This is a genomic window from Sphingomonas sp. GW822-FHT03G08 (assembly GCF_058801135.1).
Window position 1 is genome coordinate 682,446 of sequence record NZ_JBXAMZ010000001.1, and the last position, 15,095, is coordinate 697,540.

14 protein-coding genes and 1 tRNA gene are annotated in these 15,095 nt (G+C 62.1%); 7 read left to right on the forward strand and 8 right to left on the reverse strand.

Annotated elements, in window-relative coordinates; translation table 11 throughout:
* The first annotated feature begins 242 nt into the window (after window positions 1-242).
* Together AC1RJ5_RS02980 and AC1RJ5_RS02985 are read left to right on the forward strand one after the other, a co-directional pair.
* Window positions 243-728 (forward strand): hypothetical protein, encoded by a 486-nt coding sequence (locus AC1RJ5_RS02980; protein WP_493111617.1) that lies wholly within the window; start codon window positions 243-245, stop codon window positions 726-728.
* 1 nt (window position 729) lies between these two features.
* Window positions 730-1,158, forward strand: a complete 429-nt coding sequence (locus AC1RJ5_RS02985; protein ID WP_269575171.1) for a hypothetical protein — start codon at window positions 730-732, stop codon at window positions 1,156-1,158.
* Between the two features lie 91 nt (window positions 1,159-1,249).
* Here AC1RJ5_RS02985 and AC1RJ5_RS02990 read toward each other — a convergent pair whose 3' ends face one another.
* Entirely contained in the window at window positions 1,250-2,320 is a 1,071-nt protein-coding gene (locus AC1RJ5_RS02990) for an FtsW/RodA/SpoVE family cell cycle protein (RefSeq protein WP_493111619.1), read from the reverse strand.
* Window positions 2,317-2,616 carry a PadR family transcriptional regulator gene (locus AC1RJ5_RS02995; protein WP_493111621.1) on the reverse strand — a complete coding sequence of 100 codons (300 nt, stop codon included), beginning with the start codon at window positions 2,614-2,616 and terminating at the stop codon, window positions 2,317-2,319. Before AC1RJ5_RS02995 ends, AC1RJ5_RS02990 begins: the two co-directional genes overlap by 4 nt.
* A gap of 164 nt (window positions 2,617-2,780) precedes the next feature.
* Here AC1RJ5_RS02995 and gyrA point away from each other — a divergent pair, with 164 nt between their 5' ends.
* From gyrA to AC1RJ5_RS03010, 3 genes are all read left to right on the forward strand, one after another.
* Entirely contained in the window at window positions 2,781-5,549 is a 2,769-nt protein-coding gene (gyrA, locus tag AC1RJ5_RS03000) for a DNA gyrase subunit A (protein WP_493114624.1), read from the forward strand.
* A gap of 120 nt (window positions 5,550-5,669) precedes the next feature.
* On the forward strand, window positions 5,670-6,017 hold the full coding sequence (locus tag AC1RJ5_RS03005; protein WP_493111623.1) for a DUF952 domain-containing protein: 348 nt from the start codon (window positions 5,670-5,672) through the stop codon (window positions 6,015-6,017).
* Between the two features lie 186 nt (window positions 6,018-6,203).
* Window positions 6,204-6,278: transfer RNA gene (locus AC1RJ5_RS03010), tRNA-Glu, on the forward strand.
* A gap of 258 nt (window positions 6,279-6,536) precedes the next feature.
* Here the strand turns inward: AC1RJ5_RS03010 and AC1RJ5_RS03015 are convergent.
* The 4 genes from AC1RJ5_RS03015 to AC1RJ5_RS03030 form a co-directional block, all read right to left on the reverse strand.
* The gene (locus AC1RJ5_RS03015) at window positions 6,537-7,247 is read right to left on the reverse strand and encodes a hypothetical protein (RefSeq protein ID WP_493111625.1); all 711 of its coding nucleotides are present in this window, start codon (window positions 7,245-7,247) and stop codon (window positions 6,537-6,539) included.
* 9 nt (window positions 7,248-7,256) lie between these two features.
* Window positions 7,257-8,036: a hypothetical protein gene (locus tag AC1RJ5_RS03020; RefSeq protein WP_493111627.1), complete on the reverse strand. Its 780-nt coding sequence runs from the start codon at window positions 8,034-8,036 to the stop codon at window positions 7,257-7,259.
* Between the two features lie 252 nt (window positions 8,037-8,288).
* On the reverse strand, window positions 8,289-8,885 hold the full coding sequence (locus tag AC1RJ5_RS03025) for a TIR domain-containing protein (protein WP_493111629.1): 597 nt from the start codon (window positions 8,883-8,885) through the stop codon (window positions 8,289-8,291).
* Between the two features lie 31 nt (window positions 8,886-8,916).
* The gene (locus AC1RJ5_RS03030; RefSeq protein ID WP_493111631.1) at window positions 8,917-9,540 is read right to left on the reverse strand and encodes a hypothetical protein; all 624 of its coding nucleotides are present in this window, start codon (window positions 9,538-9,540) and stop codon (window positions 8,917-8,919) included.
* Window positions 9,541-9,747: 207 nt separating this feature from the next.
* Here AC1RJ5_RS03030 and AC1RJ5_RS03035 point away from each other — a divergent pair, with 207 nt between their 5' ends.
* Window positions 9,748-11,238, forward strand: coding sequence for a toll/interleukin-1 receptor domain-containing protein (locus tag AC1RJ5_RS03035; RefSeq protein ID WP_493111633.1), 1,491 nt, complete (start codon window positions 9,748-9,750; stop codon window positions 11,236-11,238).
* 53 nt (window positions 11,239-11,291) lie between these two features.
* Window positions 11,292-12,755, forward strand: coding sequence for an argonaute/piwi family protein (locus tag AC1RJ5_RS03040; RefSeq protein WP_493111635.1), 1,464 nt, complete (start codon window positions 11,292-11,294; stop codon window positions 12,753-12,755).
* 290 nt (window positions 12,756-13,045) lie between these two features.
* On the opposite strand, the gene AC1RJ5_RS03045 is transcribed toward AC1RJ5_RS03040, so the two are convergent.
* Both AC1RJ5_RS03045 and AC1RJ5_RS03050 read right to left on the reverse strand, forming a co-directional pair.
* A complete protein-coding gene (locus AC1RJ5_RS03045) occupies window positions 13,046-13,816 on the reverse strand; it encodes an SLOG domain-containing protein (protein ID WP_493111637.1) in 771 nt (256 codons plus the stop codon).
* Complete coding sequence (locus tag AC1RJ5_RS03050) at window positions 13,813-15,066, reverse strand: toll/interleukin-1 receptor domain-containing protein (RefSeq protein ID WP_493111639.1); 1,254 nt, start codon at window positions 15,064-15,066, stop codon at window positions 13,813-13,815. The genes AC1RJ5_RS03045 and AC1RJ5_RS03050 overlap by 4 nt, the downstream gene beginning before the upstream one ends.
* Between the last annotated feature and the right edge of the window lie 29 nt (window positions 15,067-15,095).

Sequence of the window (15,095 nt, forward strand, 5' to 3'; positions counted from 1 at the left end):
TTTGGGCTCAGGATTCTTCCCTACGCGCGGACTCGGACGGGTGCTCTCCTGAATGGAAGCCCGCGCCGGGCTGGTTCAGAACATAGTTAATGGCAGTAAACATTTCGTCGATGGAACAGAACGGTTCATCGGCGGATCAGAATTGGGCGTTATTATGGCAACTATAAGGCAAGCAGAGAAACCCGATGAGGTTTCAGTGACTTACCAGCATGAAAACCCTGTTTTCTGACGAGTCGAAACCCATGAACGCTCTTTACCATGGTAGCGAACTTTGCGAGGTCGATGCGGACGGAAACGTCGCCATCCCGGCCTTTCTCGAAGCCGCCCTCACCCCCGAAACCAGCCCCGAGATCATCGTCGCCAAGCATCAGGGCGACAGCTGCCTGGTCGGCTATGGCCGCGAGCATCTCGCCACCCTTGCCGAGCGCGCCGAGCGCCGCCGGCTGGCGGAGGAAGCCCGGGGCGAGGAAGCCCGCAGCCACTATCAACGCATGCGCGGCACTTTCGGCCTTTCCGAGCGGATGAAGCGCGAAGGCAAGGGCCTTCGCATCCCCGCGGCGATGCGCCATCTCGGCCGCATCGACGATCTGGCGTTGTTCGTCGGCGCCGGAGACAGCTTCGAAATCTGGAACCCCGCGCTCGCGCTCGAAAGTGACGACGAGCATTTCCGCGCCCTGGCCGAATTCCGGCTGCGGACGCGCGGCACCAAGTCCAAGGGAGTGCATTGAGATGAGTATCCGCTGCAACATGATGGGCCACACCGCCGGCACGACCCATCACCACAACCAGGGCCTCGATTTCGCAACCTGCCACCATTGCGGCTGCGACCTGATCCGCCCGGACGGTGGCGAGTGGAGCGAAGTACCCGAGGGCTTCCAGGTGGTGTGGCGCGAATTCGGCCGGACCGGCGACGCCGCCTCGGTCGCCGAGCGGATGGCCCGCATGGCGCCCCCACCCCGCCGCCGCGAAGCGCGCAACGCTCGCCCCAAGCCGCGCCGTGATGCGCGCGGTCGCCCTTTCTCGGCAGGTTTCGGCATGGTCGGCGCGCTCGCCAATCTCGGCAAGCTGGTCGGCAGCGATGTCGAGGACGACACCACCGGCATCGAGGCCAGCGGCCAGTATGTCATCCGCCTGCCGCACACCGGCACAACCCATTAAGGACCGCGCTTCCGCGTAGCGTACCGGTAGTACGCGCGGTCCCGGACCCGGTGGCGGGGTGCACCTCCTCCCGCCCCGCCACCGGCCTCTCTCATGCGACGTTGGTGCGCAACACCTCCCGTCCCATACCGCGCCTGGCCTTGCGCGCTACCGGATCGGCGGCACCCAGAACTCCGGACAGGCCGGCAAGGCACAGCAGGTAGCCGACAATGGCACTGCCGCCATAGCCGACGAGCGGCGTCGGATAATTGCCCATGGCCGCCGCCAGGATGATTGCCAGCCATACTCCGCCAAATGCCGCTAAGCCGGGATCACGCCGCCACCCCGCGAGCGCCGGCACCAGCAGAAGCGCCGATCCCGCGAGCACCATCATGCCGGCAAGCGGATGGAGGTAGAATGCCGTGAAAAGGATCTGATCGACATAGGGCATCGCCGGCTGGACGTCGGGCTGCAGCATCGCGGCGACAAAGCCGATCATGACCACGGACAATGCCACAAGGACATTTCGCTCGGGCCGGACCAACGCCAGCGCGGCCAGTCCGGCCGCCAGCGCCCCGGCCATGGCACGGTCGGGCTGCAGGGCCAGCGCGAGTGTCGCGGCCACTACGCCGAGGCCGGACAGTCGATCCCGTACGCGCGCAAAGCCGATCACCAGCACCGGGACGAGAATCAGGCTCGGCTGGATGCCCAGCCCTCCGATCGATACCCAGCGTGTCGCCCCGTCATGGGAAACGCCGACCAGAGTGGTCGCAAGGAGCACCAGCCCGAGCGCGAGCACCACGGGGCCGGTGCCCAGCCAGCGAGTCTGCGGCAGATGGGTGACGATCCCGACCGCCAGGAAACCGATCGCCAGCGCCGTCAGATTGCGGAGCGGATACCCAAGCGGCGCCCCGCCGATCATCATATAGCCGATGCCAAGTCCGGTCGCGCCAATCGCGCAGAGCCCTATCAATCGCCTCGCCGTCATCCGCCCCTCTCCCATGTGAACTAGCAACGCTTCGCCAGCAGCGCCCCAGAGGCAACCAAGGGCAAAGCGCAACGCTTCGCCCGACTGCTCAATCTCCGCCGTTTCCCGGCGCATCGCCTCGCCCCAGTGGCTCAGCCGCGCCGGGAGCAGCGCCGCGGCGAGATCGGCCAATGCGGTCGCCAGCGGCCGGATCATGCCCGGTTCTCCGCCAGACCGGGCGCACCATCGCGCAGCAGTTCGATAGCGAAGGCCCGCCCTTCCGCAGTCAAGCGATAGGCATGACGCGCCGGGCGCCCGGACTCGCTCGGCGGCTGCCATTGCGCCTCCAGATGCCCTTTCTCCTCCAGCCGGATCAGCAGCGGATAGAGCGTGCCCGATTTGATCCCGGCGGCCCGCCCCAGCGAATAGCCATGCGACCAGTCCGCCCCGGCATCGAGCAGGATGGCGAGGACGTTGCGGGCAGCGGGTGAAAGCGCTCGATTTCGGACCATACGCAATAAATCTACCTAGGTAGATTTAGAGTCAATCCCCCGCCCAATGAAGTTATCCACCGGTTTCTCACGCGTACGCGCACGCGCGCGGGCGGGGTTGGCAGGATGCATCGGCACCGCTAGAGCCGTAGGTCACACTCAAGAACCCGAAAGCGGTGAACACTTTGACCGACGAGACCATCCTCGCCGAAGACCCCTCCGACATCACGCCGATCTCGATCGTCGATGAAATGAAGACGAGCTACCTCGATTACGCGATGAGCGTGATCGTGGCGCGCGCGCTCCCCGACGTTCGCGATGGCCTGAAGCCCGTCCACCGCCGCATCCTCTACGCCGCGCAGGAAGGCGGCTATGTCGCCGGCCGCGCCTATCGCAAGTCGGCCCGCCTGGTCGGTGACGTGATGGGTAAGTACCACCCGCACGGCGACAGCTCGATCTATGACGCGATGGCGCGCATGGCCCAGGACTGGGCGATGCGGGTGCCGCTGATCGACGGCCAGGGCAATTTCGGCTCGATGGATCCCGATCCGCCCGCCGCGATGCGTTACACGGAGGCGCGCCTTGCCAAGGTCGCCTCGGCGCTGCTCGACGATATCGAGAAGGACACGGTCGACTTCGTTCCGAATTATGACGGGTCGGAGAGCGAGCCGGCGGTCCTCCCCGCGCGCTTCCCCAATCTGCTGGTCAACGGTGCCGGCGGCATCGCGGTCGGCATGGCGACCAATATCCCGCCACACAATCTCGGCGAAGTGATCGACGCCTGCCTCGAGCACATCAAGGCGATGCTCGGCCAGCGCGAGGTGCTGACGCTCGAGGAGCTGATGGAAATCGTCCCCGGTCCGGACTTCCCGACCGGCGCGCTGATCCTCGGCCGCACCGGCTGCCGCAACGCCTATTCGACCGGCCGCGGCTCGATCATGGTCCGTTCGCGCCACGAGTTCGAGCAGCGCGGCGATCGCCGCTCGATCGTGCTCACCGAGATCCCGTACCAGCAGGGCAAGAACGCACTGGTCGAGAAGATCGCCGAGGCCGCCAAGGACAAGCGCATCGAAGGCGTGAGCGACATCCGCGACGAATCGTCGCGCGAAGGCGTCCGCATCGTCATCGACCTCAAGCGCGATGCGACCCCCGAGGTCGTTCTCAACCAAGTCTGGCGGAACACCCCTGCCCAGTCGAGCTTCCCGGCCAATATGCTCGCGATCCGCGGCGGCCGCCCGGAACTGCTCAACCTGCAGGACATCATCGAGGCCTTCGTCAAGTTCCGCGAGGAGGTCATCACCCGCCGCTCGAAGTTCGAGCTGGCCAAGGCCCGCGAGCGCGCGCACATCTTGCTCGGCCTGGTGATCGCGGTCACCAACCTCGATGAGGTGGTTAAGATCATCCGCGGTTCGTCGAGCCCGGCGGACGCACGCGACAAGCTGCTCGCGCGCGAATGGCCGATCGCGGAGATCGCCCAGTACATCAAGCTGGTCGAGGCAGTCGAAACCGAAGTCACCGGCGACATCTATCGCCTGTCGGACGCTCAGGTCCGCGCGATCCTCGATCTGCGCCTGCATCGCCTGACCGCGCTCGGCCGTGACGAGATCGGCGACGAGCTAAAGGAACTGGCCGACTCGATCGCCGAGCTGCTCGAGATCCTAGGCAACCGCGCCAAGCTCTATGAAGTGATGGTCGAGGAGCTGACCACGGTCCGCGCCCTTTATGCCACCCCGCGCCGCACCGAGATCGCCCCCGCCGCCGACGGCATCGAGGACGAGGACCTGATCGAGCGCGAGGACATGGTCGTCACCGTGACCGTGCAGGGCTATATCAAGCGCACCAGCCTGGACAGCTTCCGCGCCCAGAACCGCGGCGGCAAGGGCCGCGCCGGCATGGCGACCAAGGACGAGGATGCCGTCACCGAGCTGTTCGTCACTTCGACGCACACCCCGGTGCTGTTCTTCTCGACCCTCGGCAAGGTCTATCGCATGAAGGTCTGGAAGCTGCCCGAGGGCGGCCCGGCCACCCGCGGACGGCCGATGATCAACATCCTGCCGCTCGCGGCTGGCGAGACCATCTCCACCGTGCTCCCGCTCCCCGAGGACGAGAGCGAGTGGGCGAACCTCCATGTGATGTTCGCCACCGCCAAGGGCTCGGCACGCCGCAATGCGATGGACGCGTTCAACAACGTGCCCTCGAACGGCAAGATCGCGATGAAGTTCGAAGGCGAGGACGCTGACGATCGCCTGATCGGCGTGGCGCTGCTGGAGGAAGGCGACGACGTGCTGCTCGCCACCCGCCAGGGCCGGGCGATCCGCTTCGCCGCCGATGACGTCCGCGAATTCCAGAGCCGCAACTCCACCGGCGTGCGCGGCATGAAGCTGGCCGAGGGCGACGAGGTCATCTCGCTGTCGATCCTCCACCGCGTCGGCACCACCAGCGAGGAGCGCGAGACCTATCTCCGCTTCGCGCCGTGGAAGGCCGAGAAGGAAGGCCAGCCCGATCTGGCGCCCGAGCGCTTCGACGAGCTCAAGGACCGCGAGCAGTTCATCCTCACCGTTTGCGCCAATGGCTATGGCAAGCTGAGCTCGGCCTATGAGTATCGGCGTACCGGCCGTGGCGGCCAGGGCATCACCAACATCGACAATATCGGCCGTAACGGCCCGGTGGTGGCGAGCTTCCCGGCGAGCAAGGGGCACCAGCTGATGCTGGTCACCGACCAGGCCAAGATGATCCGCATGTCGCTGGGCGACCTGCGCGTGATCGGCCGCGGATCGGCGGGCGTGCGCCTGTTCAACGTGGCGGACAACGAGCATGTCGTTTCCGCCGCGCGGATCGAAGAAAGCGAAGGCGATGCCGAGGCGGAGCTGGGTGACGGCCCGACCATCGGCGAAGCCACGCCGGACGGCACCACGAGCGAGGATCTCGCCCGTGGTCCGGAGGGTGGGCAGTAAGACACATCATTGAGTCAACTGTTCCCCGGCGAAAGCCGGGGCCCAGGGTTACTTCGCGATGTCCTGCTTGACCCTGGGCCCCGGCTTTCGCCGGGGAACCGAAACACCAGGAGACGCGCCATGCCCGACAACACCGCCTATAAGATCCTCACCGCCGAGCAGATGCACGTCCTGGAGCATGAGGGTGTGTTCGAGGGTGCGCCGATCGACTTGGCTGACGGCTATATCCACCTCTCCACCGCCGCGCAGGTCGAGGAGACGCTGGACAAGCATTTCGCCGGCCAGATCGGCCTGTGGCTCGCCGCGGTCGATCTCGAAGCTATGGGCGATGCGGTGCAGTGGGAGCCGTCGCGCGGCGGCCAGTTGTTCCCGCACCTCTACGCGCCGCTGCCGCTTGATGTCGTGACGGCCTATAGCCAGGTCGCGTACGAGCCGGACGGCACGCTGCGCCTGCCTGTCACCGGCTAGTCCGCCGGCAGCACCGAGGCGCTCGGCGGCAATAGCGGATACCAAGGAAATACCTCCCTCCGCCTGCTACTCGCAGCCGGTGCCCGGCCGGGCCTGCCACCGAAAAGCCAAGGCGAAATATTATTCCGCTTTGGCGCTTGACGGCTTAGCCACCTACCCGTAATTGCCCGCTTCCGCAGCGCTAACGGCCCCTTCGTCTAGCGGTCAGGACGTCGCCCTCTCACGGCGAAAACACGAGTTCGATTCTCGTAGGGGTCACCAGCGATTTCAAGCGCTTAGCTGCCTTATAGCTGCACATTCGTGCAACTTACTGCAGATTTACTGCAAAACCGTAGCTGGAAATCGGCGGATTTTCACGGATTGTTCCCGGATGGACGGCGTTCGCCTCCGGATCGGCGGACGCAGGCGAGTGTATGATTCGCACTCAATTGCGGTCTTCAGCATCCGAACTGAAAACCCGAAACCGGGCATTGTTAATCGGTCAGCGAGACGGGTCGCGTGCGCGTAAGATGACGGGCTTCAGCTGCCATTCGGCGGATCAGCGCGGTCTAGGTTGAACCACCCGGGTCCGTCCTCGGCTAGGCCATACTCAACTTGGCGCTCGCTTAGCCAGTTACTCCAGCCGCGCAAGAATTGCTGATAGCCATCGACTGAGATTCGCAGGAGTTGGAGCGCCTTTCGGTCCCGTGTCCTGGCGACAAAAGCCAGCATATCCGTAGCGTCGTCTGTCTGTTGACCGTGCGCGTCGAGATAGGCGATCCCGCCATGAGCAAGCGCGTTTCGCAAGCATTCCAATATGTCAGCGGCAGGAGCGGAAGCCGCCGCAGTCATCGCCTCAGGCGCAGAGAGCGCAGCGAACTTTTCCTGGGGCCATGTCTTAGCTACCGGAAAGACGTCCGTCACCGCGACGTAGGCCCAGCTGTCAGCGACAAAAAACGACGCGCTTCCGAAGGCACGGTCATGACCGAAGGTATCGCTTACGCGTGAGGCGAGAATCGGATCGAGCTCGAGATCGCTGGCCACGCCACCTTTGCCAAATAAAGGTCGAAAGAGTCGCTCCATTGGCAGAACCAGCATTGGTGTCGACATCGCTAGCAAGAACGTGGTGCGCAATGGTCCGCCCCATTCGTCGACTAGGCGACGATCCTCGCCAACTTTGTCGTTCAGTTGCTCGATCAGGCGCTGGCAACGCGTGGCAATTTCGAGGCTGTAATGCTGAGGCCGGCCCATCGTCGCTCCTTAGCCCTTAATTATTCCGAACCAGATACCGGCCTGCCAGATGCCGACGCCAATCGTCACGGTCGTGCCGAACAGCCCGACCGTTTTGGCCGTGCGACTCTCAAAGATGCGGTCGAGGGCAACTCCCCAGCCGCGGGACGCTGTATGGAGCTTTCCGCTGACCAGCTTCTTCATTACGCTGAAGTAAAAGCCCACCTTCGCCAGGGTGGAATTGTGCATCCTGATGAACTCGTTGTTCTGGAACGCCTGAACCTCCTCCTTCCCGTCGAGAAAGTGCCGGTGGACGCCGCCGTTCAGATCCCAGAGCGACTTCATCTTGGGATGAGGCGCGTATTTTCCGCCATAGCGATCGGCTAGGAGGTCGTTGAGGTTCAAGCGCCGCTCGACCGGTATGACTGGCGCGCTGACGCCCCCAAGCACCCGATAGCGGTGTTCAAGATGCTCGAACCCAAAGGTGAGGTTTCGCATGTTCCAGTGAACCCAATGCTTGTCGCGGCGATCCCGGACGAACTCGTAAAAGTCCGTCAGAAGTTTCTTCTCGATCTCGTCGAACCTGTCGCGCACGTGCTCGCGCGCAATATGCAGCTCCTCCGCGATCGCGTGGGTGGAGAAGCTGACAGTCTGTTCGGTCGCATAATGCGTCACCGCAATTGAAGTGATCTTGGGCGAAAGGGCCTCGTTCTCGTCGTAAAGACTTTCGCACGAATAGTGGACGATGTAGAAGTTCTCCGGGCGCTCCTTCAGCTCCTTTATGAACCGATCACTGTTGTAGATGCTCAATCTGCCCCTCCTCCTCTGGCCATGCAGGATTCTACGGTGTCGCGTGCACCCTGTACGGCAGCCCGGCATACTCGAACGTCGGATCCCTCCAAGAGGATTTCAGTTCGGGTCGCGCGACATAGCTTCTAAGCTGGGCCTCGATGTCGGTTGACGAAAACGGCGCGACGCCGATGGCCGCCTCGCAATCTATCAAACTTACGGGTGCCGATTCGACCGTCGCAAGACCGTGCCGGAATGCGCCCGTAATCTGACCTAGCGTCCTGCCGCCTTCGCAGCTTGGTTAGCCCAGTAGAGAAGAAGACGGGATCCGTTCTGGCTTTCATAGTCGTAGATCGGCGCCCCAGAGGAAAGCTGCCGCACGTAACCCGGTGATACCGGCTGGAGCCACCTAGGCCAGCGCATAAGCTGCTTCGTCATCGTAGGCATCTTGTTCCAGCCCCCGTCCATATACTCGTAGACGTAGATGCGAGCCTGATCGTCCCTTCCAACCGCTATGTAGTCGAGCGGGTTCGGCCCTGGGGTCCCGTAGCAACGTTGGCCGATGCAATAGAGGTGGTCGATCCGGACGGCAAAGACCCCATTGCCGTTGAGTAGCGATCGGGCAATTTCAAACCGGCACCAAGGCCGCCTCCATGTATGCTCACCGGTGAGAACACAGGTCGCGCTAGTGCCCACGATGTTCTTGGCGATCGATCTCCGAAGATATTCCTCGTTGATGCTCTTCTTACCCTCCCACAGGCTCCGGTCCTCGACGGTTTTAACCCGTTCGCTGTCGATGGGTCTGATCTTGCCAGACTGCCGAACCTGATTGACCCGGTTCACGTCCGCATAGTGGAAGGAATAGAACACGCGTCTCACACGCGGCGCAGGAGCAGGGAGACTAGCGGATGGAGTTGCTTGCGGCCTCAGCCCGAATAGGCCGCCCAGAGCGCTCGGCTGCAGGTTCGCTCCGAACAATCCCCTCACCGCCGGCGGTGCCGGTGGATTGTCCAGATAAGTGCCCAATATCCCCCTTGGCGCGGGAGGTGGGCTGAGTAGACGGCTCAACGCGTTTTCCTGGGGTGGCGGCCCCGGCGTCGGCGGGTTGCTCAACGCACGTAGTATCTGGTCGAGGAAGTCGTTCGGTTTGTCGCTCATGGATCAAGCCATATCCGATAACGAAGACACAGGCGAACAGAACTGGTCCATAGAAAAGCCAGTTTGACTTGCTATTGATGGCCTTCTTGGTGTCTCCAGGGTTGACCGATGGCGCGATTTTCAAATCGCCAGCTTGGTCCAAGTCGCGCCCGGCAACCTCGTCATAGAAATTACGGAAGCGCACTTCCAAGGTCATGTAGTAGCTATCGACGAGGAACAGCGTGATTGCTGCGATCATCGCAATCACGCCCAGCTGCACGGCATCCGCTTGGAGCGATATGGCAGCAAGACCCGCGAGGATGGTGATGGTGAAAGTCTTAGCGCTGGCGCTGAACCCTGACATGCGGGTGATGACGCCCTGGATCATGGCCAGGTGCGCCACTCTAAGTGCCACTAGGCTCTCTTCTTTCAATCCCATACGTCCCCTTCATGCGCGATAGGCGGAAATAGATTAAGCACGAACATCAAGCAGACGATTGTCGACAAACTTGCAAACTGCCGCCTCTGGAAAGGCCTAGAGACATGAGACATTAAAGGCCAAAGACAGACGATCAATGCTTAAGGGGGCCCGATTTTGAAAGATGCAATCGGCGAGGCACCGAGAGATGTCATTTTTCTCAGTCATGCCATGCCAGAGGATACCGAATTCGCTGCCTGGCTCGGCATGCAGCTGGCCAACGCCGGATATCGTGTCTGGTCAGAAGCGACTCAGCTGATTGGGGGAGAGCGGTTTTGGAGCGGCATTGAACAAGCTTTCGATACGGTGATTGGAAAAACGGTCGCTATCGTCTCAAAAGTAACGCGCTCGAAAAACGGCGTGCTCGACGAAATAGAACGGGCCGCCGCGACCGCGGAGCGCCTCGGGATAGAGCACGATGAATTCATCGTCCCTGTTACGCTGGCGCCGCTCCAGCGCAGTGATCTTCCCATGCAGGTCGCACGCCAGAATGCGATCGCTTTCCATCCTTCGTGGGCTGACGGGCTCGCCAGGCTACTTAAACTGCTCGCGCGCGACGAATTTCCCAAGAGCGCCGAGCCGCAGGCCGTCGGTCAATGGGTCACCCACTGGTTCGAGGGTCGGCATCGGGTAATCGAGCGGAACACCGAACTCATGACAAACTCGCTCGGGCTCGAAGCGCTGCCGCCTCATGTGCGCTTTTACAATCTGCGAGTGAGTGCTGACACACTCAAAAAGATTCCTGACATGCTCCCGGTGCCGAGCGTCAGAAATGACGCCCTGCTTGTCACCTTCGCAGGCTTAGAAGAGGTACGATCATACCTGCCACCTGAAATGCAGATCACACTGCGCGCCGAGACGAGTATCGAAGCCTTTCTGGAAGGGCGGACTAAGCAAGGCGATCCGATAGTTTCCAGGCGAGACGCTTCGAACCATGTCGTCAACATGCTGCGGCAGGCTTGGGACCATTTCTGTCTTGGTCAAGGTCTTGAACCTTTGACGCTGGCGTCCGGGCGCACCGGCTGGTTCTGGCCGGCCGGCACCATTGAGGGCAATTTCGTGCGGTTCACCGACTTCGACGGGCGACCGCGCAAGCGCTTCCTCTATGGGGTTAAGACTAAGAAATCGGGCGAGACGCGGGTCATTGCGATGCATTGGCATTATGCGCCCCGACTGCAATTCTCGCTTGGCGACGTGGATGAGGCCCATGTCGAGGCCCATGTCGCCTTTACCACCAACGGTCGAAACCTGCTGGGTGATCCAGACAAGGCGCACAAAATCCGCCGCAGTTTCTGCAAGCAGTGGTTCAACGAGCAATGGCGAACGCTGCATCTCGCCTATTTTGCGCGGCTTTCTGAGGATGGGCGCATCGAACTGCCTGTATCGCAAGACCAGGTGTGCATTATCGACACGCGACCTGAGCGTTACACGAGCCCGGTGTCGTTCGATCCGCCAGCCACCAAGCCGCGCATCCGACCAGTGGATACTAAGCCGGTTGCTGAGACTGAGCGTCAGCCGGGGTCAGATGACGAGGTTCCGGAGGAGGATCCGGAAGCCGGTACGGCTGTCGACGGCTGGGATGATCTTGAGGACGAGGACGCGCAATGACGGCTCTATGGTACATCCCGGAGCCCAGATGTGTGTTCGGCTACGGGCAATCGATGGAGCATCCCAAGGATGGCCTCACGGCTTTCGGACCCGTCCATGACCACCGTCAGCCCAAGGAATTGCGGGTCGGCGCGATAGGAACTCCGGAGGGCCTTCGTTATTTGCGACAGTGGATCGCCTCGATCCAAGGCGCGGTGTCGGTCTCGCGGGAAGGAGATCCCAAACAGTCCATGTTCCCTGGCTTCGAGGCCACGTTTAAATGTAGCTGGTCGGAGCGGCCTGTCGCCTCGCTCGTAATTGATCCGAAGGAGATTGAGGAGGCGCTTCGGCACGCCGACGGCCACCAGCGAATCTACAACACGGTCGGCCTCTACCAGAGCCGGATCGCGCGCTACATAACCGAGGAAGACTATCCGGTCGACATGTGGTTCGTGGTGATCCCAGAGTCGATTTATGAGCGAGGCCGGCCACAATCCACGGTTCCTGTGGCCGAACGCACCAATCAGGATGAGGCTCTCAGCCGCAAACAAGCGCAGACTCTGGCCTCCGCACCCTATTTCGCCTTTCTTGAAGAGGTAAACAAAAGTGCTGAGATGCACCGTTACGCTCGCGACTTTCGCGACCAGTTGAAAGGACGCTTGCTCGCTTCACGCGCCGTGATTCAAGTCGTGCGCGAAACGACGCTCGCTCCCCACGCCTTCACACGGCCCAGCGGCGCACCGGCGCGCATGTTGCAGGATCCTGTCGATATCGCCTGGAACCTGGCGACCGGGGCCTTCTACAAGGGAGGGGGCCAGCCCTGGCGCCTCGACGGCATCCGACACGGCGTCTGCTATCTCGGGATGGTCTATAAGAAGCTCGACGAACGGTCGGGTAGCCAAGCGTGTTGTGGCGCGCAGATGTTCCTGTCCGACGGCGATGGCCTTGTCTTCAAAGGCGCAGTTGGCGATTGGTACAGCGACGACACGCGGGAATATCATCTCGACGAGGCTCATGCTGAAGCGCTGATCCGCAAGGCCATCGCAGGCTACCATTCGCAACATGGAGAGGCGCCGAAGGAAATTTTCATCCACGGTCGCGCGCGGTTCAACGATGCCGAATGGGCAGGCTTTCAGGCGGGTGTTCCTGAAGGCACTACCCTCGTCGGCGTCCGGATCAAACGAAACGGCTTGCGCAAACTCTATCGCGACGATCGCTATACATCGCTCAGGGGAATGGCCATGCCCTTCTCTGAACGGATGGGCCTGCTCTGGACTCTAGGTTTTGTGCCGCGGCTGCAAACCTACCAGGGACGCGAGGTCCCGAACCCGCTGCTCATTGACATCTGTCGCGGTGATGCAGACTTGCGCACTGTAATGACAGATGTCCTCGCGCTCACGAAGGTGAACTTTAACGCCTGCCTATATGCTGACGGCATGCCGGTTACTCTACGATTTGCTGATCGCGTTGGTCGAGTGCTTACGGCAATCCCGCCGGAGCTCGATCCGCCACCCTTGCCGTTTCGACACTATATCTGAGCGCTTCATCCCACTGGGCGCGAAGCGCTGCACGGAATTTAAAAAAAGGGGCGTAAACGGCGACCGGCCGCCCCGCCGAATTCGAGCATCTCACCTTCGTCAAACGCACCAGGACCATCGCGATCGTTGCTTCGGTCGAAGCCGTCTTTTCCTTGAGGAGATCGATGCGGCAGGATGATACTGCGGCGCAAGCCGGCACACAGCCTCTTGCTTGACGACAATTTCTAGGGAACGCCACGGCTGAGACCTGTTGCAAAATGCCGGGCAGTTAGCCCTGTATCGGACAATGGCTAGGTCGCGAACATGCTATCGCCGCCGACGATCTTTTCGATGATCATCTGCATGATGAGTGGGTAGGGCACGCTGAACTCCTCTAGCTCAATCCGGCGCTGATCGAACTCGAAGATGGTGCTGTCGAGCCGCGATCGGGTCCGGCTCCGCACTTGTTCGGCGACGGCAACGTCAAACGAAAAGTCGAGGCCCAAATGGGGGTCCGCGGCGATCTGGGCTGCGGCTCCGCCCGTCGTCTTAAGTGCGAAGATAGGGCGGTCGGGGGCCTTCTTCGCGAAAGTGTGCGCCTGCTCCCGGACCTCGGCACCGCCGCCTATACAGATCAACGCGACGGGATAGGTGCGCGCGATCATCGTCGCTCCAAGCGAGTCCTCGAAGCTTCCGTCCGGTCTGTCGTCGCCTACCTCGATCAGACGGAAGCGCTCAAGCAAAGCTTCGTCCTTGCTCTCACGGTCCGATCTGGCGCTGTGGCGAAAAATCTGAACAGCAGGCATGAGATCAGTTTCGCCGGGTCCGGCACCCTCGGCGAACCGCGTTGTCTGGTATTCGCCGGCGACCATGCCGAGAAGCAGCGTCAGCGGAGCGTCACCTTGGACGACGAGTCTACCGCCCTCCGCGAAGACCGCGCGTGCGAGGGCGACGATCGCTTGGTCGATGTCCCATAGGTCTGGCGTGAGCGTGTCGCTTTTGGCGAGATCTGCGTTGGGAACTCCCGTTGCTAGCATGACGGAGCGGCCGCGCAGCCGCAAACCACGCTTTACCCTGCTCAAAGTCTGCCTCCCACCATGTCGGCAGCTGCGCTCGCCATCATACCCTCGTCGACGAGTGTCATCCGACACAGCCCGGCGAGCCAGTGGTGCTGGCGCTGACGCGACACTTCCATCAGCTGCGAGAGGCCAATGATAACCCCGGCGGCCGGCGGCAGCGTCGCCAGGTGCGCGCGGTGATAATCGGGCAGCTCCGGCGGTCGTGGAGTCAGCCAGGCTTGGTAGGTTTTCCCCGGCCCACCGACCCGGAATGATCCGTCGGGCTGACGCTGGGGCACGTTGCCCCCGGCTTGTATGACGGCCTGCTCAAACGACTGCTCAAGCATGATGCGTCGCCGAAGCAACGCTCGATCGTGTTGGCTGCGCACGAAGGCGCGGACGTGATCGAGGCAGATGCCGGCAATGGTTCCGTCGGCTTGGATGTCGGACGCCCGAAGTTGATGGCGCAGTTTGGGGTCGATGCCAGCGACAATCGGTGCGCCAGTGAAATTGAGCGCAGCTAGGCCGAGGCCGCACGCCCGCGCTTCGGCGATTTCGAAGGCCACCCACGGAGAAGCGGCGAGGTTAGCCGACTCAAGCACCAGCACCATTGCTTTGTCGCCCAGCTCTTGGCGCAGCCGTGCCTGAAAATTGACGCCGGGCGGCACACGGAAATGATCAAGGAATACTTCGAAGCCGTCGTGCGAAAGCGCGTCGAAGAGCTGGATTGCAGCAGCGGCGGTGTCGCTCTGCCGGTAACTGATGAAGATCCGCGGCTGTGCCGCAGTCACACCCGATGCACCGAACAACGCTGGCAGGGTTTCCTCAACCGTACCACTCCAGAACGCGACGTTGATCGCGCTGAGTGGGTGCGGGAGCAGGGTCGAGGCGTTCGGGCGTGCGCCCTCGGGCAACACGGGCAGTACCTGAAAGTTACCGAGCGCGGAGAGCCATCGTGGGTCTATTGCGCCAGGCGCGGCGGCCCTAACGCCGTCCCCAACGAGAACCAAGAGCTTGTGGCAATCAGCTTCCTCGATCGCATGGCAGCTTTTGGCCGTCCCTTGGCAAGGCGGTTGCAAGCGGTTGGCGCCGGCGGCACTTTGCAGTTCGGCGAGGAGCGCGGCGGCCAACCGGTCCATAAGACTGCGCGCAGTAGGTGAGCCGACATGTTCGAATTGGATAAGAACCGGATGAGGTAGTGCCAGCCCGTCGAAGGCGGCGCAGTTGTACGCCCCGGCGCCATTATCGACCGTGACAATCAGTTGAATACCCATTTGCAATGGCATGACGCTCCCCACCGGCA